Here is a 25064-nt window from a genome sequence, read left to right as displayed (position 1 = left end):
AAATTCAATGTCAATTGGGAAGACAAGCCCCACCATAAGGATTTTTTACTCTCTTTTGCGAATAGTAGGAGTCTATTATGTTAAAAGTTATTCAATCCCCCGCTAAATATATTCAAGGGCCAGATGCGCTATACCATATTGGTAAATACGCAAAACCTTTTGGCGATAGGGCACTGATTATTGCTGATAAGTTTGTTATGGATCTCGTCGGAAGTACCGTCAAAGACAGTATGTCTCAATATGAAGTGAATGGGCACTTTGAACTGTTTAATGGTGAATGCACACATAACGAAATCAATCGACTATCTGAACTTGTAAAAGAACAAGCCTCTCTTGTGATCGTTGGCGTTGGTGGTGGGAAAACATTAGATACTGCCAAAGCGGTTGCTTATAAATGCCAGCTTCCTGTCGTTATTTCCCCAACCATTGCTTCTACTGATGCCCCCACAAGCGCACTTTCTGTGATTTATACGGAATTAGGGGCATTTGATAGTTACCTTTTCTATCCAACAAATCCTGACGTGGTCGTGATGGACACAAATATCATCGCTTCTGCGCCAGCGCGTTTATTAGTGGCTGGAATGGGAGATGCTTTAGCAACCTACTTCGAAGCAAGAGCCTGTAGTCAGGCTCAAAAACAGACTATGGCAGGGGGTAAATCAACACTAGCAGCGCTTGCTTTGGCTGAACTTTGCTATAACACCCTTTTAGAAGATGGTTATAAAGCAAAACTCGCCGTAAGCCGTGGTGTTTGTACCGCTGCAGTAGAAAATATTATTGAAGCTAATACCTTCTTAAGTGGTATCGGTTTTGAAAGTGCGGGTCTTGCGGCAGCCCATGCCATTCATAATGGATTTACAGCATTAGAAGAGTGTCACAACATGTATCATGGTGAAAAAGTTGCCTTTGGTACATTAGTTCAATTAGTTTTAGAAAACAGTCCATTAGAAGAATTAGAGGAGTTCCTTGATTTCTGTATTTTAGTCGGATTACCTGTCACTTTAGAAGAACTGGGTATCAATGCAACAGATGATGAATTAAATGAAAAAATCATGGCAGTTGCTGAATTAAGCTGTGCTGAAGGTGAGACAATTTACAACATGCCATTTGATATCGATTCCGATAAAGTTTATGCCGCAATTTTAACTGCCGACCAATTAGGACGAGAATGGCTTTATTAAAGCCTGAGTAAACAGGGAGTGTTTATCTCCCTGTTTATATTTACAAAAAAAGAGGGCTTTATGGTCAGTATCGTATTAGTTTCAAAGAGCCTTACACTCGCCAATGGTATTAAAGAGCTCGTTAATCAGACTGTAAATCACCAAGTAAAAATTGCCATTGCGAGCAACTATCAAACACCTTCTGATCTTGCTAATGAAGTGTCACCAGAAACTATACTTTCCACAATTGAAAAGTGTTATAGCAAACAAGGTGTACTGGTTTTGCTTGATACTTATCATTCAGCACAAAATGCCGCTCTCGCCATCGCTGATCTTGAGCATAGCATTGCCACTAACGTCATATTAAGTTCGGCGCCGATTGTTGAAGGCACCTTGGCTGCCGCCAATAGTATTGCGCGAGGAGATTCACTTGAAGAGGCAGAAAAAGCAGCGCATAAAACCATTACAATTAAAAAACTGCAATTAGGCGAAAATCTCCTTAATTTTAATATTCTCCCTAAAAACACAAATTACGAACCCGTCAAAACGATCACCGCACCTGTTTGGTTATACCCTTATCATCGTTTCGTGATCCCCCGTAAAAAAATATCCTCCAATTTATTACTTGAAGAGCAAAAACGTCTCGTGAAAGCAATTGAGCGCTCCAAAAAAGATATAGACTGGTTAACTGAAGAAACGCATAACAAAATTGGTGAACAATATGCCCATATTTTTTCTAGTCACCACTTCTTATTAGAAAATACCGAATTACAACTGACTGTATGCAGTATGATAAACAAATATCACTGTAATGCTGAATTTGCCTTACAGCAAACATTCATTGATTTAATAGATACTTACGCACAAATGGATGATGATAATATGCGTGCTGGTGAAAGTGATTTAGATGATATTTTATCTCGATTACTACGCTATTTGACGTCAGCACCACCAATACCGCCACCTCCTTATCCAAATGCTATTCTAGTGACAAAACGACTTCATCCATCAACATTAATTACACTTGATCCTTATAAAATTAAAGGGATTTTATTAAGTCATGGAAATCCACTATCTAACACAACTGTATTAGCGAATGCATTAGACATCCCCATTATTAATGAGGCAGGAAAACAGGCATTATCGCTGACTAATGGGCAAAATATCACACTTAAAAAAGTCCAAAATATTTGGCTTTATCAAAACACCTATATTTCTCATTAAAAATGAAAGTATTTAAATAACCTGTACTCCTCAATATCAGGTTATTTAATTTCCTTACTTTCTTATTTTCTTATAGTTACGTGTTTTTTAAGAATAAAAAAAGGGAATAAAAGATCCTCTTTTACTCCCTAGCTGCTTGTTATCTTAGTAATCAATTACTTTTTTATTATCTAATAGGCAATACTTATAATGCTCTTGCCAATAAACTAATGGGGTGTTCACATTTTTTCGTTGTTGACATCTCAATTTGCCATTTACAGGTTTCGCAATCCGTGATCACTAAATCACAGCCACTCTCTTCAATTTGGCGGAATAAGCCCGCACCAATGCCTTGAGCAACATCGTAGTTTTCAGATTTAAAACCGTAAGTTCCAGCAATACCACAGCATTGAGAATCTAAAACAATAACCTCAACACCAGGGATACGTTTAATTAAATCAATGGAATATGCTGTCCATCCCATTTTTTCCATATGACAAGGTGTGTGATACACCACTTTTAGTGGAGTGTGTTTCAGTGGTAATTCACGCCCCTCTTCTAATAAACGATAAATATAACGTGTCGCTAATTCGATATTTTCACGTACTTTTGAGGTATCAATATCAAGGATATGTTCATACTCATCACGAATAGTGAAGGTACAGGTTGATGATGTTGCAACAACAGGAATATTGTTTTCAACAATTTTTTCTGTTAGCGATTCAAGGTTTACAGCAGCTTGTTTTTTAGCTTGTTTAACAAAACCATTCGCAATTAATGCAACACCACAGCATTTTTCGCGTTTTAATAACTGAACACCAATCTCCATTTTGTTGAATACCTTAACTAAATCTTTCCCTAATTGGGGGTGGTTATAGTTAGCGTAACAACCATGGAAGAAAGCAACTTGATCTTTAAAACGCGCCTGCTCTTCAACCTGTTTTTTCATCCATGTTCTAAATGTACCAAAAGAGTATTTTGGTAATTCGCGACGATGGTCAATTTTAAGTGCTTTATCTAAGATCTTACGTACAGGTTTTAGCCCTGTGATCGTATTGACTATCGGCGCCATTGGCGTTGATAGTGTTCCCATTAAATCCGTATGACTTAAAATAGCATCACGAAGTTTTGGCGTTTTTGTATTGTAGTTCAATTTCGCACGTGAAATGATGTCACCAATCTTCACATCTGACGGACAAGCAACTTCACAACGCTTACAGTTAGTGCAATATTTCAATGCTTCATCATAAAGCATTGGATCTTTCAGGCGTAAACGCTCACCATCAGGGCCGGCTTGTTTAGGGCCAGGATAAAGTGGATTTACTTTTGCAACTGGGCAATAAGTCGTACAAACAGTACACTTAATGCACGCTTCAAAGCTGTTATCATGTAAACTCATTGTGCTGCCTCCACAACCGCAGATGTGGTCTGTTCTGATTTATTGTGCTGTAAAATTTGTTGTGCTGCATACAGTGCGCTGATCATTGAAACACCTGCGCCACAACCTTCATTAAGAGGGTCAAACCCACCTAATACAGCACCTACAGCGTAAACATTCTCTAAGACTTCACCATATTTCATCGGTCTTAATTGGTTATCTGTATCCACACCAAATCGCATATAAGGCTGTTTTGCAAAGACATTCACTTGTGTCCACTCATTGCGTGGTAATGTCTCTAGCAAATCAAGTTCCATCAAAGGTTCATAGACACGATCAAATTCCGCAATTAATCCATTATTGAAGAAACTGCCCGTTGCCAATACAACATGTTCACTACGAATAGGAATATCAGTATGGTTTCGAGTATGAACACCTGTAACTTTATTACCAATTAAATCAACTTGTTCCGCACGATCGCCCGGCATAATTAAACCGCCTGCTTTTTGGAAGCGCAGTTTTAATGCTTGATGTAAACGAATGCCTAATAGTGATGGTGGCAATGTCGGTAATAAACAGATAGGTTTACCTACCAGTTGTTCAAGTAACGTCACCGGCTCTTCAGCATCCAAACCAATACATGCGGGTAAAATAATCGCTTCAACACTATTATCGATATGCTTTTTCAGCTCTTCTGCTAACGCTTTAGTGTTTTCAGGCTTATCTAAATAGCGCGCAATATTGACTGCTCTAAATTCACTTGGATTATCACGCAATCTATCTAATAACGGTAAGTGGATATGATAAGGAATCGCTTCAACATCTTGCTCATTCAACGTATTGCTTGCAAATTGTGGCTGAAAATCTAAAAAGCCTTCAATTCCAACAACAGCTAACTTTTTCCATGGCAACGCTTGGTCAATTCCATGAGTTGGTACACGTTTTGGACTCATCCAACTCATACGTGAGCGCCCAACTGGTGTAATACGATAATGGTTTTCATCACCATTACCTTGATATTCAAGATCTTTAGTCGTTGATAATAATGCTTGAGCCTGTTCAATTAAGGTTGAAACTTGCGATTCACCCATGCGGCTATAAGGATGTTTCGGAGCAAGCTCAGACAATGCTGCCAACGCTTTTTTAGGTTGGGTCACTAATGAACCATCAGGAAGATGAGTTAATAGATCTAGCGAACCTGATGAAAAATGTAGTGCGCTTTGACCATTACTAATAATTGCGCAAGACTTACCTGCTTCAGCAAGACGAATACCTGCGGTTAAACCTGCAAGTCCGCTACCTATAATGATGACGTCAAATTTCATTATCTGCCTCCGCTGAAGTTGCTTTTTCAATCATATCAGCATCTAAACCACATAAACCTTGGTAAACCCAACTGGTGAATTCACTCTCACGTAACGCATTACCCCAAGCAATTGGTCGAATACCTTTCCAACGCTCATTTAAGAAATGGGCAAGCTGTTGCTCTGACTCGTGAGGAGTCGTGACTTGTAAACGGTTTAATAAACCTGCAGCACGGCAAGCACAAAGCTCACCTTGGCATGTTCCCATGCCCACGCGAGTACGGCGACGTAAATCAAGTAAGTTATTGACAGTTAAAGAGTTAACAGCATAACGAACTTCTCCTGCGGTAACAGCTTCACATTCACAGACTAAGCTCTTATCACTACGCTCATTACTCAATAATTTATTGGCTAAATCACCGTGGCGATAAACCGCAGAACCACGGATTGGTGCAGGTAATGAAACAACACTACGTAATGCTTGCTCTGCGGATTGACGGGAGCCAGGTAATGCCTCTTCTGCAGTGGTACATTTAGCAGAGACATTTAATTTCTCACAGATTTTATCTGTTGCCCATTCGGCCATTAAACGGTAAGTCATTAATTTACCGCCAGTAATGGTAATAAAGCCTTCTAATCCATCACGTTGAGCATGATCGAGTAACACAATACCACGGCTCACATTACGGCCGGATGGATCATCATCACTTGCCACTAAAGGACGTACACCAGCATAAGCACGTAGAATTCGAGTTTGAGCCAGTTTTGGCGCTAACATTGACCCTTCACGAATAAGAATATCGACTTCTTCAGGAGTGACATACATATTGTCGATTTCATCGTAAGGTACACGTGTTGAAGTTGTACCAATTAATGAAATTGTATCGCCAGGCACTAAAATATCGGCATCTGCAGGTTTACGACAACGGTTGATCACCATATTGTTAATGCGATGACCCAAAATCAGTAATGCCCCTTTTGCTGGGAACATTCGAACTTTTAATTCACCGTATTCAGCAATTTTTTGTCCCCAAATCCCCCCCGCATTCGCCACAATTTGTGCGCGAATTTCATACAGTTTTTTCGCTTGATGATCGTAAACTTTGACACCTTTAACACGGTCACCTTCACGAATAAGCCCAACAACTTCATGATAAGTCAGGACTTGTGCACCATGTTCACGGGCATCTAACATATTTGCAGCGGTTAAACGGAAAGGATCGACAGTACCATCTGGTACTTTAACTGCACCGATTAAATTCGGGTTAACAGAGGGCTCTAAGCGAATAGCTTCTTCGGGTGAAATCGCTTGAGCATCAATACCTGCCGCTTGGCAAGATTGAATAAAGGTCTGTTGAAACTCTAAAGAATCGTCAGGAAGGGTAATAAAAAGGCCATCCGTTTTTTCAACACAGTGACGAGCGACCCGTTTTAAAATCATGTTTTCTTCAATACACTCACGCGCTGACTCTGGGTCTGTTACTGCATAACGCGCACCACTGTGTAACAATCCATGATTTCGACCGGTTGCACCGGTTGCAATATCATGTCTTTCTAGCAGGACGCAACGTAATCCACGGCGTGCACAGTCTCTTGCCATGCCCGCACCGGTTGCTCCCCCGCCAATAATAATGACATCAGTTTCTGTCACTGGTGAACCGCTCATCATAGAGATGCCCTCTCACATTACATTCAGCAAACGCTTATTTATTCTTTAGCGTTAATTATAGTGTATAAGATACACAAAAAATGTGGTTAATGTTTGATAATGAGCAAAAACGAAAGAGAAACGCTCACGAGTGAAAAATTAAAACCACATATGTGATACCAATCACAAATTATTTAACAAAAAGTATTTGATAAAGTTAACATATCACTCAAAATTGCACATCTTGAAAAATTATTCGACAACTGAGTAATACCTCACAGTAAATTTGATTGTATAAGTTTACTATTAAGTTCGTTAAAGAAAATTTTTTGATAACTTCGTTGTTCGTTTTGTCATTATTTAATATCAACATATTAAAATAAAAGCCATCGGAGGCTAATATGTTAAGTCTATTTAGACCTGCGCCACATAAAGCGCGTTTGCCAAAAGAGCAGATAGATCCCGTCTATCGTCGTCTGCGTTGGCAGATCTTTATGGGGATTTTCTTTGGTTACGCTGCTTATTATTTAGTAAGAAAAAACTTTGCGTTAGCAATGCCTTATCTTGTAGAAGAAGGTTTCTCTAAAGGTGACCTAGGTTTTGCTTTATCAGGGATCTCGATTGCTTACGGTTTCTCTAAGTTTATCATGGGCTCATTCTCTGACCGAGCTAACCCGCGTTATTTCTTACCTGCAGGTCTTATTTTAGCATCCGCAGTGATGCTAATTATGGGCTTTGTGCCATGGGCAACTTCGAGCATTATGATCATGTTCGTTCTGTTGTTCCTTTGCGGTTGGTTCCAAGGTATGGGTTGGCCTCCTTGTGGACGTACTATGGTGCACTGGTGGTCACAGAAAGAACGTGGCGGTATCGTTTCGATTTGGAACTGTGCGCATAACGTCGGTGGTGGCTTACCTCCATTACTGTTCTTATTAGGTATGGCGTGGTTTAACGACTGGAAAGCAGCGTTATATATGCCAGCATTTGCAGCAATCTTAGTGGCTATGATTGCGTTTGCATTAATGCGTGATACCCCACAATCTTGTGGTCTTCCACCAATTGAAGAATACAAAAACGACTATCCACCTGATTATAAAGAAACTGACGAACAAGAACTGACTGCAAAAGAAATCTTTATGAAGTATGTGTTCCCTAACAAACTTCTGTGGATGATTGCAATTGCAAACGTGTTCGTTTACTTACTGCGTTACGGCGTGCTGGACTGGTCACCAACTTATCTGCGTGAAGTAAAAGACTTCGCAATGGATAAATCATCATGGGCTTACTTCTTATACGAATACGCTGGTATTCCGGGCACACTACTGTGTGGTTGGATGTCGGATAAAGTGTTCCGAGGTAACCGTGGTGCAACAGGTGTGTTCTTCATGACCTTAGTTACTATCGCAACTATCGTATTCTGGATGAACCCAGCGGGTAACCCGAATGTTGATATGGCGTGTATGTTAATCATCGGTTTCTTAATCTACGGCCCTGTTATGTTGATTGGTCTGCATGCTCTTGAGCTTGCACCGAAAAAAGCAGCAGGTACAGCAGCAGGCTTTACCGGTCTATTCGGTTACTTAGGTGGTTCTGTTGCGGCAAGTGCTATCGTGGGTTACACCGTTGACTACTTCGGCTGGGATGGTGGCTTTATGGTCATGATCGGCGGTAGTGCACTGTCTGTTGTGTTATTACTTATCGTGATGGTTACTGAAACCAAACACAAACGTGAAATGCTTCAGAAGTACGAATAATCGTTAACTGATTATTTATGAAATTAGTTAAATCTCATCTCTAAAAACCAAGCCACATCAACTGTTTTGATGTGGCTTTTTTATTGCCAACTGTACATAACTTTATTGTACGTAGAATTAAAATGGAGCAGCTTTATGAGTACATCTTTTAGAATAAAACCGTTAGTTGCAGGCGTTCTTTTAACTCTATCTTTAAGTGCAATCGCACAAGCGGCGAGTGATAAGGTCGTTATCGCCCACCGTGGTGCAAGTGGTTATTTGCCTGAACATACGCTTCCTGCCAAAGCATTAGCTTATGCCCAAGGCGCAGATTATCTTGAGCAAGACTTAGTGATGACCAAAGACAACGAATTAGTTGTTTTACATGACCACTATCTTGATCGTGTAACAGATGTGGCTGATCGTTATCCTGATAGAGCAAGAAAAGATGGCCGTTACTACGCTATCGACTTTACGCTTGAGGAAATTAAAGGACTGAAATTTACTGAAGGTTTTGACATTGTTGACGGTAAAAAAGTCCAAAGTTACCCAAACCGCTTCCCTATGGGTAAATCGGATTTTCGTGTACATACTTTCCAAGAGGAAATTGAATTTATCCAAGGCCTAAACAAATCAACAGGCCAAGATATTGGTATTTACCCTGAAATTAAAGCACCTTGGTTCCATGAACAAGAAGGCAAAGACATTACCACCAAAGTACTGGAAGTGCTTAAACAGTACGGTTATACGAAAAAAACCGACAATGTTTATCTACAATCATTCGATGCTAACGACCTAAAACGCATCAAAACAGAATTGATGCCAAAAATGGGCATGGACTTAAAACTCGTTCAGTTAATTGCTTATACCGACTGGAATGAGACCTATGAGAAACAGCCTGACGGTACATGGACAAACTACAGCTATGAGTGGATGTTTAAGCCAGGTGCAATGAAAGAGATTGCCACTTATGCTGATGGAATTGGTCCTGATTACCACATGTTAGTCGAAGAGAACTCGACGCCAGAAAAAATCACATTAACCGGTATGGCGGCTGATGCTCACGCCAACAAACTCACCATTCATCCATTTACTGTTCGTATTGATAAACTGCCTAAATATGCAAAAGATGGTGATCAACTATATGACATTATTTATAACCAAGCCGGTGCTGAAGGTGTCTTTACAGACTTCCCTGATTTAGGCGTTAAGTTCTTACAAAAACAAGCTAAATAATTCAAAGTTCAGCTTGAAGTGTAACGAGTATCCTACCTTTTTTTAAAAGGGTAGGATCTTTGCGCCCTTTCTGATTGTATATTTTTCCATCTTTCTTTAACTTATTCTCACAATTTTATTAAAAAATCATAATCACTTTTTAATTTAACTATCATTATTTAATTTATTAAATATTTAAAGGAAGGGATCACAATGACAATAATGGCTATTATTTTACTTGTTCTTATCGTTCTATTTATCGGTTGGGGAATTTCAACTTACAATCGACTTATTGCGGCGCGCAATCAAGTAAGCAATCAATTTGCGAATATTGACGTTATTTTAAAACAAAGAGCTGACCAAATTCCTCAATTGATGACGATAGCTGAAAAAGCAATGGAACACGAAAAAAGTGTATTTATTGCATTAAGTGACGCAAGACAACGCTATTTTAAAGCACAAAATATTAATGAAAAAATCAGCGCATCAAACGAAATGAATACCGCTTTACGGGGTATGATTGCCCTTGCTGAAAATTATCCAACATTAATTTCAGGTGAACAATTAGCACTACTTCAAACAGGTGTTAGCGATGTAGAAAATAAAATTGCTCAACGTCGTGAAGGATTTAATGATGCAACAACTCACTACAACACCGCAATAGAGATGTTTCCTGATAGCTTAATCGCCGGCCTTTTTCGCTTTGAACGTATGCAATTACTAGAAATACCAAAAGAAGAGATGAAATTTGAAGGGATTCATTTTAAGTAACAGTAAGTTAAATAACCGCATTAAGGATAAATTGCAGTGTTAATTTATTTTTTTATCGGCTGTACTGTGGGCGCATTAATCTATTTTTTACGTAGTAAACGCTCGAAAAAAAAGAAGAACAATTTGAGTATTGTTCCCTTTTTAGGGATCGCCTTTGCTGCAGGGAATTACCTTTTTTTCTCACGAGAAACTGACGTTTATCCTAGTGGTGAAAACTCTGTTGTTAATCTTATCTCCTGTATTGCATTCGCTGTTATTTTATTATTTGCATACGGTATTTCAAACCATATTGCTAATATTGGTGAAAAAGCGATAAAAAATTACCACCAATTACAAAATGAAGGATCCTCTAAATTTTCGGCACTTATCAACACCGTATTTATTAGCCTCTTATTATTAAGTTTAAGCTTCAGTTTGTTTATTGACCAAAGATTGTTCTTTTTAAGTTTCGTTTTAATGTTTGTTTACCAAATCGTCAAAAGAACACCTGAAAAACGTTTTTTACGCTTTCAAAAAATTCTAGCAACATCAAAAATCCGCTCTTTAGCCATTGGACTTGTTGAAATTGAAGGCAAAATAACTGCAGGTGAAAAACTAATAAGTCGCTTAGGTAAAAAAGAGTGTTATGGCTACATCTATTATGAATATAACGTATCCACAAATAAAGAAGGCAAGAAAAGCTATCACCAAACACTCTATGAAAAAAAGATCAATAATTTCACGATGACAGATGATAGTGGTTCAATTCAAGTTCTCGCAGCTGATAAACCGTTAGTACATCTTGGTATCGAGCCTCATCAAGATTTAGAATATAACAATAAACGTTTTAAGGAGTATATATTAGAAGCTGATGCTACTTATTTATTAATAGGTAGTGCAGAAACGATTAATGATAAAGTTGTGATCACACACAGTGCTCCTCACTATCTATTAGGTTTATCACCACAAGATTATGTTGTTCGTTGGAACAAAGCGCGTCCTTTTCGTCGTAACGCGACTATCATCGTTATTATTGCTCTTTTTGTTATCTTTTCCATTCTAGCAATACCAATGGAATATCAAGACGGCATCCTAACACTTTATTTTAATAACACCTCTTCATTTTGGTAATTGATTATATGGAATGGCTTATTTTCATCATTTTTATTCTCGCCTTGGTTTATTTTTTAATACGCCAATTAGTGATGATTTATAACAATATGGTGATGCTAAAAAATAATTGCTATAAAGCCTTTGCAAATATTGATGTTTTATTAAAAAAACAAGTTGATCTGTTCCCAATGCTGATAGCAATAACACAAAAAGCGATGGATCATGAGAAAACCTTATTTAAAAAGTTAGCTGAAAATAGAGATCTCTATTTATGCGCAGAGGTATTAGACCAAAAAGTTGATTTAGCTAATCAGTTATTACCTCAAATAAAAAAATCACTCATTATTGCTGAAAAATATCCTGAACTTATCAGTGGGAAGAATTTACGCTTATTACAGACACAAGCGAAAGAATTAGAAGAGTGTATTGCAGATAGACGTGAATTTTTTAATCAATCTGTCACGCTCTATAATACCGAAATACATATTTTTCCTAATGTATTGTTTAAGCTTATTTTTAATTTTAAAGATATCCCTCTTTTCTATCCTAGTAAGGAGGCCACTTTATGATAGAAATTCCCTTTTCTTTTTTTGGTATAACGGATTGGTTTCTAAGCTTTAATGAACCTATCTCGATTATTATGTTCGCCACATTTGGCGTACTGTTCTCCATGGCGATTATTTTGCCATTAGTCAGTATCACTCCGTTAAAAAAATATATGTCGCAAATTGCAGGAGGATTATTTAGCTCGATATTTGTCAGCTTAATGGTCTTAATTAGCTTTCATTTAATGCTGGGTGTTAATTCTTCATTAAAGCTACTCTTAATTTGGTGGGTTATTTTATTTTCGTGTATTACGTTTTGGTTTATTAACTATCGCTATATGAAAGATGTAACAGGGGATAAATTTGCGAAATTTCAAGAAAAAGCCCTTGAAGCAGAGGAAAAACGAAGACAAAATCAAAAATCTAAAAAATAAAAGAGAGCCTAGGCTCTCTTTTTAGCATTATCGATATCGTATTTATGCTCTATAAACTGGGAACGCAATCACATCACTAAGGTGTTCTACCCCCAGAGCCAGCATAATCAGGCGATCAACCCCTAAAGCCACACCTGAACATTCTGGTAATCCAGCTTCAAGGGCAGCTAAAAAGCGCTCATCAATAGGTTGCTCTGGTAATCCCATTGCTACTCGCTGACGATTATCACGTTCAAAACGATGACGTTGCTCCTGTGCATCCGTCAGTTCACGGAACCCATTCGCTAATTCAACACCTTTAAAATAGACCTCAAAACGCTCTGCAACACGGTGATCTTCTGAACTAATTTCAGCTAATGAGGCTTGTGACGCAGGGAAATGATAGATAAAGGTTGGTTTTTCTAAACCGATATGAGGTTCAACTCCAGAAACAAATAGCAATTGAAGTAACGTATCTTTATCTTCTTCCGTATCTGCAATATTTGATAAGTCCAGTTTTGCTGCCACTTCACGCAATTTTTCTTTATCAACAGATAAAGGGTCAATATCGAGATAACGCAAAAATGCTTGTTGATAAGAGAGTGATTCTGATGCTTCACAATCTAACACTTCTTGCAGTAGATCATCGACTTCATTCATCAACCGGTACATATCAAAACAAGGGCGATACCACTCTAGCATCGTAAATTCCGGATTGTGATATCTACCGGCTTCCTCATTACGGAAGCAACGCCCCATTTGATAAATTGGCCCACTGTTTGCGGCTAATAAACGCTTCATGTGGTATTCAGGGCTTGTCATCAAATAAAGTTTTAGCCCTTGTGAAGCACCTGGCCCAACAAATTGGGTTTCAAATGGGTAAAGATGAACATCGGTAACGGTAGCCTGACTCATCATCGGTGTTTCAACTTCTAACACGCCACGATCAGTGAAAAAACGCCTAATATTACTGATTATTTTCGCCTTTTTTAGTAAGTTGGCGATTGAGGCGCTTGGCTGCCAATCCGCGATTTCACTCATAAACGAAAAACTCCAACAGAAAACAGAGCGTGCAGTTTACTCGCATCCTCTTCAACAGACAAATTTCTGCTAATAAAGAGGTGTTTCATTTTATATTTTTTCATTGTTCTTTTCTTTTTTAAGTAAAAACATATAAGACAAATAAATATAATTCTACAAAACATCTACTTTTGGGCACTTTTTATTGTTTAAATAAACACCAACCTACATCAGAAAAGCCGTGATTTTTTGCTATTTTTATAACAAGACTTAATTAGAATAATTCTTTTTCTCAATTAGAAATAACAATAAACTAACACTATTCTTATATTTAAATAGCCAAGTTCACCTAAACTTTAAAGTTAACTTTCTATTTAAATCTATGTATTTTGATTAGAATTAAAAACCTTTAGAAATATTATTAATATTTTATTAACAATTAACAAGACAAACCGATTTGTTTTAGATAAATAGTAAAAATTTTATTTTAACTTTTAGAATGGAATTTTATTTATTTAAATTAGAGTTAAGAAAGATAAAAAAAATCACTCTTTAAAATCAAGATATTATAAAAAACCATTGTCATTTTTAATTAAAGTTATCTATACTTTCAAAACAGATTATTCATTACTATTTATAATTTCCAATTTAGAAAAATATATTCTATTTGATCTTCGCGTTCTTCTGGTGGCTTATTATCAAAACCCAGAATTCTTGGTGTGGATCACACTTTTTTTGCGAAATACGGGAAAACCATCATTCATATCAAATTTCGGTGCCCTACATTTCGTTATACTAAAATTACAGTCAATGATAATAAAGATGTTATCAAGCGTAGTCACAAGGCAGTGAAACAATTTCGTTACGGATAGCTTAAAAAAATAGCATTACTAATTAATAATGTCAGTGAATTGAATTCTAGACAATTATTCCAATTTTCACTTGAACAATGGAGAAGCGCAGTGCAAACCTTTAATGCCGATATAGCGATAATCGGAGCCGGGGGCGCAGGCTTACGAGCAGCAATAGCTGCAGCGGAAGCGAATCCTCAACTGAAAATTGCTCTGATCTCAAAAGTTTACCCAATGCGTAGCCACACCGTGGCAGCAGAAGGCGGATCAGCAGCAGTGACTCAGGCTCACGACTCCTATGATTTCCACTTCAATGATACCGTTTCAGGCGGTGACTGGTTGTGTGAACAGGATGTCGTAGATTACTTCGTTGAGCATTGTCCAACAGAGATGACTCAACTAGAACTCTGGGGCTGTCCTTGGAGCCGTAAAGAAGACGGGTCAGTCAACGTCCGACGTTTTGGTGGGATGAAGATCGAACGGACCTGGTTCGCAGCCGATAAAACCGGCTTCCATATGCTACATACCCTGTTCCAAACATCCTTAAAATATCCACAGATTCAACGTTTCGACGAACACTTTGTTCTCGATATCCTTGTTGATGAAGGTCACGCTCGTGGTCTTGTTGCTATCAATATGATGGAAGGTACGAAAGTTCAAATTCGTGCTAATGCGGTCATTATGGCAACGGGTGGTGCTGGACGTGTTTATCGTTACAATACCAATGGTGGCATTGTGACGGGTGATGGTATGGGTATCGCTTTACGCCATGGCGTTCCACTGCGTGATATGGAATTTGTTCAATATCACCCAACTGGACTACCTGGTTCAGGTATCCTGATGACCGAAGGTTGTCGTGGTGAAGGTGGTATTCTGGTCAATAAAGATGGCTATCGTTATCTGCAAGATTACGGCCTAGGACCAGAAACACCATTAGGTAAACCAGAAAATAAATACATGGAATTAGGCCCTCGCGATAAAGTTTCTCAAGCTTTCTGGCATGAGTGGCGTGCAGGCCGTACCATCAAAACTCACCGTGGTGATGTTGTTCATCTTGACTTACGTCATCTGGGTGCGAAAAAACTTCATGAACGTCTGCCATTTATTTGTGAACTGGCAAAAGCGTATGTGGGTGTTGACCCAGTAAATGAGCCAATCCCTGTTCGTCCTACTGCTCACTACACTATGGGTGGTATCGAAACCAACCAACAAACAGAAACTCGTATTAAAGGTCTGTTTGCAGTAGGTGAATGTTCATCTGTTGGCTTACACGGCGCTAACCGTTTAGGTTCTAACTCACTAGCAGAACTGGTTGTATTTGGTCGTCTTGCAGGTGAAGAAGCGGTTCGTTGTGCTCAAGAAGCAGCACCAGCTAACGCATCAGCATTAGATGCTCGTACTCGTGACATTGAAGATGGCCTGAAAAAACTGATGAACCAAAAAGGTTCTGAAAGCTGGTCACAAATTCGCGATGAAATGGGTGAATCAATGGAAGAAGGTTGCGGTATCTATCGTACACCTGAATTAATGCAAAAAACCGTTGATAAACTGGCTGAATTAAAAGAACGTTTCAAACATGTTGAAATTAAAGACACCAGTAGCGTCTTTAATACCGATTTACTGTACAAAATTGAGCTTGGCTTTGGTTTAGATGTCGCTGAATGTATGGCTCATTCTGCAATCAATCGTAAAGAGTCTCGTGGTGCACACCAACGTCTTGACGAAGGTTGTACTGAGCGTGATGACGTGAACTTCCTAAAACATACTCTGGCGTTCTATAACCCAGAAGGTGCCCCTCGTTTAGAATATAGCGATGTGAAGATCACTAAGTCTGCTCCTGCTAAACGTGTCTATGGTGGTGAAGCGACTGCACAAGACAAGCAGAATAAGGAGAAAGCGAATGGCTGATGACATGAAGCACATTAAGATGGAAGTCATGCGCTATAACCCAGAAACGGACGAAGCGCCTCATTTCGTCACTTATGATGTACCTTATGATGAGCAAACCTCATTACTGGACGCATTGGGTTATATTAAAGACAATTTAGCGCCTGATCTCTCTTACCGTTGGTCTTGCCGTATGGCGATTTGTGGCTCTTGCGGCATGATGGTCAACAAAGTGCCTAAATTGGCTTGTAAAACGTTTATTCGTGAATATCCAAACGGCATAAGAGTTGAAGCTCTAGGTAATTTCCCTGTTGAACGTGACCTTGTTGTTGATATGACTCACTTTATCGAAAGCTTAGAAGCGATTAAACCTTATATTATCGGTAATGATCGTAAGCCTTCTGAAGGTCCGAATAAACAGACTCCTGCTCAAATGGCTAAATACCACCAATTCTCTGGTTGTATCAACTGCGGTCTTTGCTATGCAGCATGTCCTCAGTTTGGTCTAAACCCAGAGTTTATTGGCCCAGCAGCGATTACATTAGCTCAACGTTACAACACAGATAATCGCGACCATGGTGCAAAAGAGCGTATGCCTCAGTTAAATGGTGAGAACGGTGTCTGGTCTTGTACCTTTGTTGGCTACTGTTCTGAAGTCTGTCCAAAACATGTGGATCCTGCTGCCGCTATTCAGCAAGGTAAAGCAGCCAGTGCGCAAGACTTTGTCATTGCGATGCTGAAACCACGTTAAGGAGGAAACAAGACATGACAACAAAACGTAAGCCTTATGTTCGTGGCATGCAACCAAACTGGTGGACGAAACTCGGTTTCTATCGTTTCTATATCACCCGTGAAGGGACTTGTCTTCCACAACTTTGGTTCAGTCTGGTTGTACTGTTTGGTGTATTCGCACTGAAAAATGGACCAGAAAGTTGGGCAGGTTTCGTTGGATTCCTGAGCAACCCAATTGTAATGCTGATTAACATTGTGACCCTTATTGCGACGGTATTTCATACTGCAACTTGGTTTAAGCTTGCACCGAAAGCCGTAAATATCGTCGTTAAAGATGAAAAAATGCCTCAAGAACCTATTGTTCGTGGTTTTTGGGCTGTCACTATCGTTGTTACTGCCGTTATTCTGGCAGTGGCGTTAATGTAACCCAGGAGGGAAATAATGAATCAGAATCAACTTCCTAAGCGCTCTGATGAACCTATTTTCTGGGGATTATTTGGTGCAGGTGGTATGTGGAGTGCAATTGTCTCTCCAGCTATTATTATCCTGCTCGGTATCCTAATCCCAATGGGTATTGCGCCAGAAGCATTTACTTATGAACGTATTATGGCATTTAGCCAAAGCATTATTGGCCGTCTGTTCTTACTATTAATGATCATTCTGCCAGTTTGGTGTGCATTACACCGTATTCACCATACTTTGCACGATTTTAAAGTGCATGTACCTGCAAGCAAATGGGTATTCTATGGTGGTGCAGCAATTATCAGTGTTATCGCTATTATTGGCGTATTTACACTGTAATTGATTAATACGTGAAGATTAAAAGCCACTCAATTGAGTGGCTTTTTTGTGCCTGATATTCTGGTTTAGCTCGCTAATTTCAGTCCAATAATACCGAAAATAATCATTGCTAAACTCAATAAACGATAGATATTGGCTGATTCACCAAACACGAGAATACCAAAAATTGCCGTACCGACAGCACCAATGCCTGTCCAAATCGCATAAGCCGTGCCCGCTGGTAAGCCTTTCATGGCATAAGACAACATTCCCATACTCACAACCATGGCACTAATGGTAATAATACTTGGTGTTAAACGCGTAAAACCGTGTGTGTACTTAAGGCCGACAGCCCAAACGATCTCTAATAAACCCGCAATAAGAAGAATAATCCAAGACATAACGTCCCCTACTCGATAAATTGGGGTCGTCCCCTGAATACAAAGACAAAAAGCTGGGCCGTCCCAGCTTTTAAAAGATGAAGGTTAAGTATAAGAAAAAGAAATTAATCGTGCAATAGTACAAAACTAACTCAATTTTTCTTTGGTGCGCCCTCTTCACCATAAAGAAAAGCAGAGACATCATTTTCCACTTCTCCCATGGCCATCAGAGCATCCAGTGTCTCTTTTGCTTCTTCTTCATTGACGATACTCATAGCAAAACCTACATGCACCAGCACCCATTTTCCGATCATCGTATGAGGCTCGCCTTCACAGACTAGCGCAATATTGACTTCTCGTTTAACGCCACAAACATCGACCATTGCATTTTCAGTGATTGTTTTTCCAACTTCAACAACCTGGCCTGGGATACCAAGACACATAACAACCTCTATTCGATCTCTATTTGCTTTATTCGCATTGCATCGTCACTTTCAACGCGCAGATTCTGGCTACCACAAGACGGGCAACCTGCATTAAAGGTTGAAACAGTGACAACTTGATGACAATCCCAACACCATGCTTTCGCGGGGATAATCTCAATATGTAATTCACAGCCTTGGGCAAGGGTGTCTCTGCAAACAATATCAAAACAAAATTCAAGTGCACTGACTTCAACACAAGATAATGCGCCAATTTCCATCCATACGCTTTTTACTTTTTTTGCATTATTTAATTTAGCTTGAGAGTCTATTATCTCAAATGCGCTCTGGCAAAGCGTGATTTCATGCATGTCGATACCTTATTGAAGCAGAATAAATAATAGCAACTATAGTATCAGTACATAGTTGCTTTATTATTGATCTTAGAACAACAATTCAGCACCGGTTTCAAAAGCGGCTTTACGACGGCGTTCTTTAACCATCTCTTCAAGCGCATCTCTATCAATACACACTAGAGCATGAGTTGGGCAAACTTCAATACATGCAGGGCCCGCTTCACGGTGGTGGCATAAGTCACACTTATTTGCTTCCGCTTTAAATGCCTCAATGGTATTAAGCGCGGTTGATTTGCGCATAACAGGACGAGAAACCACTTCCATCGTGCCATAAGGACAAGCTAGTACGCAGGTTTTACAGCCGATACATTTTTCCTGATCGACATAGTAATAATCTTTGTTATGAATGATAGCGCCATTCGGGCACACATTGGCACAAGGGGCATCTTCACATTGATGACAAACAACTGCCGTACTGATTGAGAATCCTTTGATCACATGAATTCGCGGTTGAAAATTCTGCTCACTAATTTGGTCAATGGCTAAATTATCTTGGTCTGCTTGCTGATGTGACACAACACAAGCCACTTCACAAGTATGGCAACCAATACATTTTTTAGGGTCTGCAATGATGAAACGGTTCATCATATTCTCCTGATCTTTGTTATATATAGCCGTTATATATGGCGATAAATGCAATGAGTTATTCTAATTAAGAGTAATAATTAGAGTATCAATAGAATGAATCTAGCACAGTTCATGCCAATATATTTTTGATATAACTATTCCTTATTTTTCAATTAAATAATTTTCAAATAAAAATGATTATTGATTAATAGATAAGTCACTTCGTCAAATTATTCGACAAATTTGACGATAAAATAAATCGCTATATATTAAATTACATAATGATTTAATGCGTTTATATTCTTAAGTTTCATTACATATACAAAAATAGCGGGTTGGATCAAAAATGATTCAGTCATTGATATAAATTTATTCTAAACCTACTACAATATAGCTAATTTTTTAGGGCAATCGGTGGTGTCATGAAATTAAGCAGTAACAATGCTGAAACTATGGAGAGCCTTCGTAATGAGCGCAACCAATATCGAATTTTGGTTGATATCACAAATTCTGTATTAGCTCATCTAGACATGGATGGTCTTATTTCTGAAGTCTCTAAAGAAATACATCGTTTTTTTGGACTAAACCATATTAGTCTTATGTTATGCCGTACCTCATCACAAAATAATAGTGAAGGTATTCTTTATTCTAGTCGTTATCAGACTGGAAAATCTGTTATTCGCCAACAACGTAAATTCAGTAGCGCGAATAACAAAGCCGAAGAAATTATTAATCAGAATAAACCTGTCTTAATTGATATTAATAAAGAAGATCAGGAAGATGTTTTGATTAAGCGTCTAATTAAGCAAAATATGCAGACGGCTTTGTTATTGCCACTGGCTTTTAATCATAAACCTCTCGGTTTATTAATTTTAGCACATGAAATAGGAAGTGTTTTTACTAACGATACTTGCCAATTGCTTCAACAAATTGCGGCTCGTATTGGTATTGCCATTGAAAATGCGGCCGCTTATGAAGAAATAACGCATTTAAAAGATAGTTTAAAGAATGAGAATATTTGGCTTAATGAACAGATAGATAATAATGCAGGTTTTAGTGAGATTATTTATCAAAGCGATGCTATGCATAATGTTCTCGAACAAATTGAATTAGTAGCACAAAGTGATAGTACCGTTCTTATATTGGGTGAAACAGGGACGGGTAAAGAATTAATTGCACGCGCTATCCATCGTCTAAGTCAGCGAAAAAGTAAGACTATGATAAAAATGAACTGCGCAGCCGTACCTTCTGGCCTTTTAGAAAGCGATCTCTTTGGTCACGATAAAGGTGCATTCACTGGTGCAACGAATACACATATTGGCCGATTTGAAATGGCGGATAAAAGTACACTATTTCTAGATGAAATTGGTGATATGCCCATTGAATTACAACCCAAACTGCTGCGTGTTCTTCAAGAGCGAGAAATAGAAAGACTGGGTGGTAATAAAGTTATTCCTGTTGATGTTAGGCTGATTGCAGCCACGAATAAAGATCTTCATGAATTAACTGATGAAGGTGAGTTTAGAGAAGATCTTTATTATCGTCTTAATGTTTTTCCTATTATTATTCCGCCATTAAGAGAGCGACCTGAAGATATTCCGCTTTTAGCAAAACATTTTACGCAAAAAATTGCGCGAAGAATGGATAGAAAAATAGATTGTATTCCCGCTAACGCATTGGAACAATTAACACTTTATCCATGGCCGGGTAATGTCCGTGAACTTGAAAATATTATTGAGCGTGCGGTTATTTTAACCCGAGGTTCAACATTAAATCTTCAGTTAAAAGAGCTTCACATTAATAAGCCCTCTCGTTTAAAACAGGTGCTATCTCAACCTTCATCTATTGAAAAGCGTATGCAAACTAATGCGCCAGAAAGTGATGATGAGGAGAGAGAAAGGATCATTCAAGCGTTAAGAGAAACCAACGGTGTAGTTGCTGGTGCTAGAGGTGCCGCTTTAAAATTAGGATTAAAAAGAACAACGTTATTATCACGAATGCAACGCTTAGGTATTTCAATTCCAGAGATACTTTAATTCTGAAATAATTACTTATTTAATTAGAGTGTAATTAATTTATTACACTCTTTTATTTCATTTATTTGAAACTTATTAGTCTCTATCTATAATTTAATTGATCGTATTTCATTAGATAATCCTCTAATTAATTATTAATAATATAAACAATCAATGGAGCATATTATATATGAATAGCCTGCTTATAGATAAAATTAGTGAAATAAAAAAAGAGTACAAAAATAATAAATATGTTTTTATTCCCCAAAATATTGTCATTGATTTAATAAAACAATTAGGTGCTAAAGAAAAAGATATTAATACATTAATGGAATATGGCGACTATTTGGCGCAAGATCCAACTCTTTCATTTCGCCATACTCGAACAGGACGCTACCTTTTTGATAATGATATCGAAACCATCTCCAGACTAGAGTATCAACCTTTTGTTCTCACCGAAGAAGATGGATTTATTCGTGAAGACAGTGGTGCACAAAGGCATTTTAGAGCGCTGGATGATCGCTGGCAGAGCAATACGGCCTATCAAGCCTTGTTAAAATTAAAAATGCTATTAATTCAAGGAAATGCATTTACCCCTCGTCACTTAACAGATCAACAATCGCCAAAATCAATATCGACTGTTTTTCATTTAAGATTAATTGCTCAACCAGACTCTTTAAGTGAACTTTCAATTGAAGGTGTGCATAAGGATGGCGTTGACCACACCATGATTGTTATGATGAATAAGCATAATGTAAAAGATAATACTGGTGCTTTACGTGTCCATTCACCACAAGAAGCTATAGGAACACCTTGGCAAAAAATTAACCCTGAAAATGTGCTTTATGAACACAATAATGCGCAATATCTTGATGTTCTATTAATTGCAGATAATGAATTAAATCATAGCGGTACACCTATTTTCACTCATGATAACAAAAATCAGGCTTACCAAGATTTTATGGTTTTATTATCTCGTTATCCCACCGTTGATGCTCACCCATCACATAAATTCGACTCAATGAATGCACACCCTGATTTACCCTTAACGCTTTATTTAAATCAGTCAGTTGCTTAGTCATAAATTATTATTGCATAAATTAAAAAGCAATTTATCCACTTGATTTAGAAAAGGATTATATTAAAAGTAACATATCACTTTTTTATTGTGAGCCAACGTATAGTGAATATTCAAACAAAAATTAAGTGATTTTTTGACGATAAGCAGAAGAGGAAAAACGCCGACAGTAATAAAAAACCATAAAAAAACCGAGTTTATTAACATCAAGTCAATAAACTCGGTCTTAAGGCAGAAAAACAATACTAATTAGGTCAGATTAGCCCTCGGCGGCTTCTCTTAAACGACGTTTAATATTGCTGTACTCCGTTTTCACATAGTGTTCTGCCTGAGCCTGCTCCTTGATTGGCTCAACACATACTGCACAATACTTATACTCAGGGGTTTTAGTAATTGGGCTTAAGTTTTCTGCAACGAGTTCGTTACAAGCACCAATCCACCACTGGTAAGTCATATATACCGCGCCTTTATTCGGTCTATCACTGACTGCAGCGCGCGTAATCACTTTACCTTGACGGGAGCGTATCCAAACTAGCTCTTGATCTTTAATTCCTAGTTGTTTGGCATCTTCAGTGTTTAACTGAACATAGCCCGGCTCATCAGCTAATGCCGCCAATGCTTTACAGTTACCTGTCATTGAACGACAAGAGTAGTGCCCAACTTCACGGACTGTTGCCAGTACCATTGGGAATTCATCAGAAAGTTTGTCAATGGGTGGCGCCCAATCACAAGTAAAGAATTGACCTTTACCGTTAGGGGTATCAAAGTTACCGCCTTCGTACAGATATTGTGTACCTGGGCTATCCTCTGTTGGGCAAGGCCATTGAATATAAGCCAAGTCCGCCATTTTTTCGTAAGTCGCACCGTAATAAATTGGGCATAACTCACGCAACTCATCCCAAATTTCTTTGGTATTGTTGTAATGCATTGGATAACCCATTGCAGTTGCCATCAGACTGATAATTTGCCAGTCTGTTTTCACATCACCAACAGGTTCAACCGCTTTATAGAAACGTTGGAAACCACGGTCTGCTGCAGTATAAACACCTTCATGCTCGCCCCATGATGTTGCAGGGAAAATAACGTCAGCAATAGACGCCGTTTTGGTCATAAAGATATCTTGTACTATCAGTAGATCCAGCTTTTCAAAAGTTCTACGGATGGTTGCTAAATCTGGCTCTGTTTGCAGTGGATCTTCACCCATTATATAGTGCGCTTTTAATAAGCCATGATCGATATTATGAGGAACTTCACTCAACGCATAGCCTACCTCATCAGGCATAGATTCAATGCCCCAGAATTTAGCAAATTTCTCACGCGCTTTTTCGTCAGTAACGTATTGATAACCTGGTAGTGTATTAGGTAATGCTCCCATATCACACGCACCTTGTACGTTATTTTGACCACGAACAGGGCCAACCCCGACATATTTTTTACCTAAGTTACCAGTTAATAACGCCAAACTAGTCAGTGAACGAACAGTTTCAACACCTTGGTAGAATTGAGTCACACCCATCCCCCAAAGAATTGTTGCTGTTTCTGCTTTTGCGTACATACGCGCAGCTTCACGAATAATTTGCGCACTTAAGCCTGTTATTTCTTCAACTGATTCAGGTGTATAGCTTTCAACTAACTTACAATATTCTTCAAATTGCTCAGTATGGTTTTCGATAAAGGATTTATCATGTAATCCTTCCTCAATAATCACATGCGCAATCGCATTTAATAACGCAATGTTAGAGCCATTTTTCAAGCCTAAGTGTAAATCAGCTAAGCGTGCTGTTTCGATGTAACGAGGGTCACATACAATAATTTTGGCACCCTTTTCTTTCGCCTTAACAATACGGCGAGCAACAATAGGATGCGAGTCTGCGGCGTTATAGCCGAAGACAAATAGACATTTGGTATCCTCAATCTCAACGATTGAGTTGCTCATAGCACCATTACCGACCGAACGCTGCAGACCTGCAACCGAAGGGCCGTGTCAGACACGAGCACAGCAGTCTATATTATTATTTCCGATAACCGCACGAGCAAATTTCTGCATAACGAAGTTAGCTTCGTTACCCGGGCCTCGTGATGAACCGGTTGTCATAATAGATTTAGCGCCGTATTTCTCTTTGATAGCAAGAAGCTTGCTACTTGCAAACTCAATCGCTTCTTCCCAAGAAACCGCTTCTAATTTTCCGCCTCTTTCACGACGGATCATTGGTGTTTTAAGACGTGGAGTCAGTATCTTAGTATCATGGATAAAATCCCATCCATAATACCCTTTCAGACACAGCTCACCTTGGTTTGTTAAACCATTGGCTCCTTCAGCGCCAATGATTTTACCGTTTTCCACCTTCAGGTAGATTTTGCATCCTGAGGCGCAATACGGACAGACCGTGATGACTTTTTTCATCAACATTGCTCCTGTGTTCATCAACTTTCAGGTTATTACCCGATTCTCTC

General features: G+C 38.6%; 23 protein-coding genes. 14 read left to right on the top strand and 9 right to left on the bottom strand.

Annotation, left to right across the window (positions count from 1 at the left end):
- Nucleotides 1–77: 77 nt before the first annotated feature.
- Nucleotides 78–1181, top strand: coding sequence for a glycerol dehydrogenase (locus H1225_RS00195; protein WP_239739373.1), 1104 nt, complete (start codon nucleotides 78–80; stop codon nucleotides 1179–1181).
- A gap of 60 nt (nucleotides 1182–1241) precedes the next feature.
- The gene (locus H1225_RS00190) at nucleotides 1242–2384 is read left to right on the top strand and encodes a phosphoenolpyruvate-utilizing N-terminal domain-containing protein (RefSeq protein WP_006535421.1); all 1143 of its coding nucleotides are present in this window, start codon (nucleotides 1242–1244) and stop codon (nucleotides 2382–2384) included.
- Between the two features lie 184 nt (nucleotides 2385–2568).
- On the opposite strand, the gene glpC is transcribed toward H1225_RS00190, so the two are convergent.
- Genes glpC through glpA form a run of 3 tightly spaced genes read right to left on the bottom strand, consistent with a single transcriptional unit; the run spans nucleotide 2569 to nucleotide 6714 of the window.
- Entirely contained in the window at nucleotides 2569–3762 is a 1194-nt protein-coding gene (gene glpC / locus H1225_RS00185; protein WP_072063817.1) for an anaerobic glycerol-3-phosphate dehydrogenase subunit GlpC, read from the bottom strand.
- Nucleotides 3759–5066, bottom strand: a complete 1308-nt coding sequence (glpB, locus tag H1225_RS00180) for a glycerol-3-phosphate dehydrogenase subunit GlpB (protein WP_006535424.1) — start codon at nucleotides 5064–5066, stop codon at nucleotides 3759–3761. Before glpB ends, glpC begins: the two co-directional genes overlap by 4 nt.
- The gene (glpA, locus tag H1225_RS00175; protein ID WP_006535425.1) at nucleotides 5056–6714 is read right to left on the bottom strand and encodes an anaerobic glycerol-3-phosphate dehydrogenase subunit A; all 1659 of its coding nucleotides are present in this window, start codon (nucleotides 6712–6714) and stop codon (nucleotides 5056–5058) included. The genes glpB and glpA overlap by 11 nt, the downstream gene beginning before the upstream one ends.
- Before the next feature lie 380 nt (nucleotides 6715–7094).
- On the opposite strand from glpA, the gene glpT reads away from it, so the two are divergent.
- From glpT to H1225_RS00145, 6 genes are all read left to right on the top strand, one after another.
- Nucleotides 7095–8447, top strand: coding sequence for a glycerol-3-phosphate transporter (gene glpT, locus H1225_RS00170; protein ID WP_109848551.1), 1353 nt, complete (start codon nucleotides 7095–7097; stop codon nucleotides 8445–8447).
- A gap of 135 nt (nucleotides 8448–8582) precedes the next feature.
- Nucleotides 8583–9662, top strand: coding sequence for a glycerophosphodiester phosphodiesterase (glpQ, locus tag H1225_RS00165; RefSeq protein ID WP_161670831.1), 1080 nt, complete (start codon nucleotides 8583–8585; stop codon nucleotides 9660–9662).
- A gap of 192 nt (nucleotides 9663–9854) precedes the next feature.
- On the top strand, nucleotides 9855–10412 hold the full coding sequence (locus tag H1225_RS00160) for a LemA family protein (protein WP_072063821.1): 558 nt from the start codon (nucleotides 9855–9857) through the stop codon (nucleotides 10410–10412).
- A gap of 36 nt (nucleotides 10413–10448) precedes the next feature.
- A complete protein-coding gene (locus H1225_RS00155; protein ID WP_202608105.1) occupies nucleotides 10449–11522 on the top strand; it encodes a hypothetical protein in 1074 nt (357 codons plus the stop codon).
- 8 nt (nucleotides 11523–11530) lie between these two features.
- Complete coding sequence (locus tag H1225_RS00150) at nucleotides 11531–12073, top strand: LemA family protein (RefSeq protein WP_109848549.1); 543 nt, start codon at nucleotides 11531–11533, stop codon at nucleotides 12071–12073.
- Nucleotides 12070–12483 carry a hypothetical protein gene (locus tag H1225_RS00145; protein ID WP_115065061.1) on the top strand — a complete coding sequence of 138 codons (414 nt, stop codon included), beginning with the start codon at nucleotides 12070–12072 and terminating at the stop codon, nucleotides 12481–12483. The genes H1225_RS00150 and H1225_RS00145 overlap by 4 nt, the downstream gene beginning before the upstream one ends.
- 42 nt (nucleotides 12484–12525) lie before the next feature.
- On the opposite strand, the gene epmA is transcribed toward H1225_RS00145, so the two are convergent.
- Nucleotides 12526–13503 carry an elongation factor P--(R)-beta-lysine ligase gene (epmA, locus tag H1225_RS00140; RefSeq protein WP_006535433.1) on the bottom strand — a complete coding sequence of 326 codons (978 nt, stop codon included), beginning with the start codon at nucleotides 13501–13503 and terminating at the stop codon, nucleotides 12526–12528.
- Between the two features lie 941 nt (nucleotides 13504–14444).
- Between epmA and frdA the strand changes: the two genes are divergently transcribed.
- The 4 genes from frdA to frdD are packed head-to-tail and all read left to right on the top strand — an operon-like array spanning nucleotide 14445 to nucleotide 17753.
- Nucleotides 14445–16241 (top strand): fumarate reductase (quinol) flavoprotein subunit, encoded by a 1797-nt coding sequence (frdA, locus tag H1225_RS00135; RefSeq protein ID WP_006535435.1) that lies wholly within the window; start codon nucleotides 14445–14447, stop codon nucleotides 16239–16241.
- Entirely contained in the window at nucleotides 16234–16971 is a 738-nt protein-coding gene (locus H1225_RS00130; RefSeq protein WP_006535436.1) for a succinate dehydrogenase/fumarate reductase iron-sulfur subunit, read from the top strand. Before frdA ends, H1225_RS00130 begins: the two co-directional genes overlap by 8 nt.
- A 14-nt stretch (nucleotides 16972–16985) precedes the next feature.
- On the top strand, nucleotides 16986–17378 hold the full coding sequence (gene frdC / locus H1225_RS00125) for a fumarate reductase subunit FrdC (protein ID WP_072063826.1): 393 nt from the start codon (nucleotides 16986–16988) through the stop codon (nucleotides 17376–17378).
- A gap of 15 nt (nucleotides 17379–17393) precedes the next feature.
- Entirely contained in the window at nucleotides 17394–17753 is a 360-nt protein-coding gene (frdD, locus tag H1225_RS00120; RefSeq protein ID WP_006535438.1) for a fumarate reductase subunit FrdD, read from the top strand.
- Nucleotides 17754–17818: 65 nt separating this feature from the next.
- Here frdD and sugE read toward each other — a convergent pair whose 3' ends face one another.
- The 4 genes from sugE to hydN all read right to left on the bottom strand — a co-directional run bounded on the left by sugE (nucleotide 17819) and on the right by hydN (nucleotide 19535).
- Nucleotides 17819–18133: a quaternary ammonium compound efflux SMR transporter SugE gene (sugE, locus tag H1225_RS00115; protein ID WP_006535439.1), complete on the bottom strand. Its 315-nt coding sequence runs from the start codon at nucleotides 18131–18133 to the stop codon at nucleotides 17819–17821.
- Between the two features lie 131 nt (nucleotides 18134–18264).
- Complete coding sequence (hybG, locus tag H1225_RS00110) at nucleotides 18265–18555, bottom strand: hydrogenase maturation factor HybG (protein WP_006535440.1); 291 nt, start codon at nucleotides 18553–18555, stop codon at nucleotides 18265–18267.
- Between the two features lie 8 nt (nucleotides 18556–18563).
- Nucleotides 18564–18905, bottom strand: coding sequence for a hydrogenase maturation nickel metallochaperone HypA (gene hypA, locus H1225_RS00105; RefSeq protein WP_006535441.1), 342 nt, complete (start codon nucleotides 18903–18905; stop codon nucleotides 18564–18566).
- Nucleotides 18906–18977: 72 nt separating this feature from the next.
- Nucleotides 18978–19535, bottom strand: a complete 558-nt coding sequence (gene hydN, locus H1225_RS00100) for an electron transport protein HydN (protein ID WP_072063828.1) — start codon at nucleotides 19533–19535, stop codon at nucleotides 18978–18980.
- A 404-nt stretch (nucleotides 19536–19939) separates the two neighbouring features.
- Between hydN and H1225_RS00095 the strand changes: the two genes are divergently transcribed.
- A complete protein-coding gene (locus H1225_RS00095) occupies nucleotides 19940–21553 on the top strand; it encodes a sigma 54-interacting transcriptional regulator (protein ID WP_072063829.1) in 1614 nt (537 codons plus the stop codon).
- Nucleotides 21554–21722: 169 nt separating this feature from the next.
- On the top strand, nucleotides 21723–22610 hold the full coding sequence (locus tag H1225_RS00090) for a 2OG-Fe dioxygenase family protein (RefSeq protein WP_109399395.1): 888 nt from the start codon (nucleotides 21723–21725) through the stop codon (nucleotides 22608–22610).
- A 259-nt stretch (nucleotides 22611–22869) separates the two neighbouring features.
- Here the strand turns inward: H1225_RS00090 and fdhF are convergent, their stop codons facing one another.
- Nucleotides 22870–25014 (bottom strand): formate dehydrogenase subunit alpha, encoded by a 2145-nt coding sequence (gene fdhF / locus H1225_RS00085; RefSeq protein WP_109399396.1) that lies wholly within the window; start codon nucleotides 25012–25014, stop codon nucleotides 22870–22872.
- Nucleotides 25015–25064: the final 50 nt, after the last annotated feature.

Source organism: Proteus penneri (assembly GCF_022369495.1).
In the GTDB taxonomy this organism is placed as follows: Bacteria; Pseudomonadota; Gammaproteobacteria; order Enterobacterales; family Enterobacteriaceae; genus Proteus; species Proteus penneri.
Note: the sequence above shows the minus strand (reverse complement) of the source record. Positions and strands in the feature narration are given on the sequence as shown.

Bases quoted from the DNA above. Each gene is read 5' to 3' on its own strand.
- H1225_RS00190 (WP_006535421.1), top strand. From the start codon at position 1,242: ATGGTCAGTATCGTATTAGTTTCAAAGAGCCTTACACTCGCCAATGGT.
- H1225_RS00095 (WP_072063829.1), top strand. From the start codon at position 19,940: ATGAAATTAAGCAGTAACAATGCTGAAACTATGGAGAGCCTTCGTAAT.
- epmA (WP_006535433.1), bottom strand. From the start codon at position 13,503: ATGAGTGAAATCGCGGATTGGCAGCCAAGCGCCTCAATCGCCAACTTA.
- frdD (WP_006535438.1), top strand. From the start codon at position 17,394: ATGAATCAGAATCAACTTCCTAAGCGCTCTGATGAACCTATTTTCTGG.
- hypA (WP_006535441.1), bottom strand. From the start codon at position 18,905: ATGCATGAAATCACGCTTTGCCAGAGCGCATTTGAGATAATAGACTCT.
- H1225_RS00145 (WP_115065061.1), top strand. From the start codon at position 12,070: ATGATAGAAATTCCCTTTTCTTTTTTTGGTATAACGGATTGGTTTCTA.
- hybG (WP_006535440.1), bottom strand. From the start codon at position 18,555: ATGTGTCTTGGTATCCCAGGCCAGGTTGTTGAAGTTGGAAAAACAATC.
- H1225_RS00160 (WP_072063821.1), top strand. From the start codon at position 9,855: ATGACAATAATGGCTATTATTTTACTTGTTCTTATCGTTCTATTTATC.
- H1225_RS00090 (WP_109399395.1), top strand. From the start codon at position 21,723: ATGAATAGCCTGCTTATAGATAAAATTAGTGAAATAAAAAAAGAGTAC.
- hydN (WP_072063828.1), bottom strand. From the start codon at position 19,535: ATGAACCGTTTCATCATTGCAGACCCTAAAAAATGTATTGGTTGCCAT.
- glpQ (WP_161670831.1), top strand. From the start codon at position 8,583: ATGAGTACATCTTTTAGAATAAAACCGTTAGTTGCAGGCGTTCTTTTA.
- H1225_RS00150 (WP_109848549.1), top strand. From the start codon at position 11,531: ATGGAATGGCTTATTTTCATCATTTTTATTCTCGCCTTGGTTTATTTT.
- glpC (WP_072063817.1), bottom strand. From the start codon at position 3,762: ATGAGTTTACATGATAACAGCTTTGAAGCGTGCATTAAGTGTACTGTT.
- glpB (WP_006535424.1), bottom strand. From the start codon at position 5,066: ATGAAATTTGACGTCATCATTATAGGTAGCGGACTTGCAGGTTTAACC.
- frdC (WP_072063826.1), top strand. From the start codon at position 16,986: ATGACAACAAAACGTAAGCCTTATGTTCGTGGCATGCAACCAAACTGG.
- glpA (WP_006535425.1), bottom strand. From the start codon at position 6,714: ATGATGAGCGGTTCACCAGTGACAGAAACTGATGTCATTATTATTGGC.
- H1225_RS00130 (WP_006535436.1), top strand. From the start codon at position 16,234: ATGGCTGATGACATGAAGCACATTAAGATGGAAGTCATGCGCTATAAC.
- sugE (WP_006535439.1), bottom strand. From the start codon at position 18,133: ATGTCTTGGATTATTCTTCTTATTGCGGGTTTATTAGAGATCGTTTGG.
- H1225_RS00195 (WP_239739373.1), top strand. From the start codon at position 78: ATGTTAAAAGTTATTCAATCCCCCGCTAAATATATTCAAGGGCCAGAT.
- glpT (WP_109848551.1), top strand. From the start codon at position 7,095: ATGTTAAGTCTATTTAGACCTGCGCCACATAAAGCGCGTTTGCCAAAA.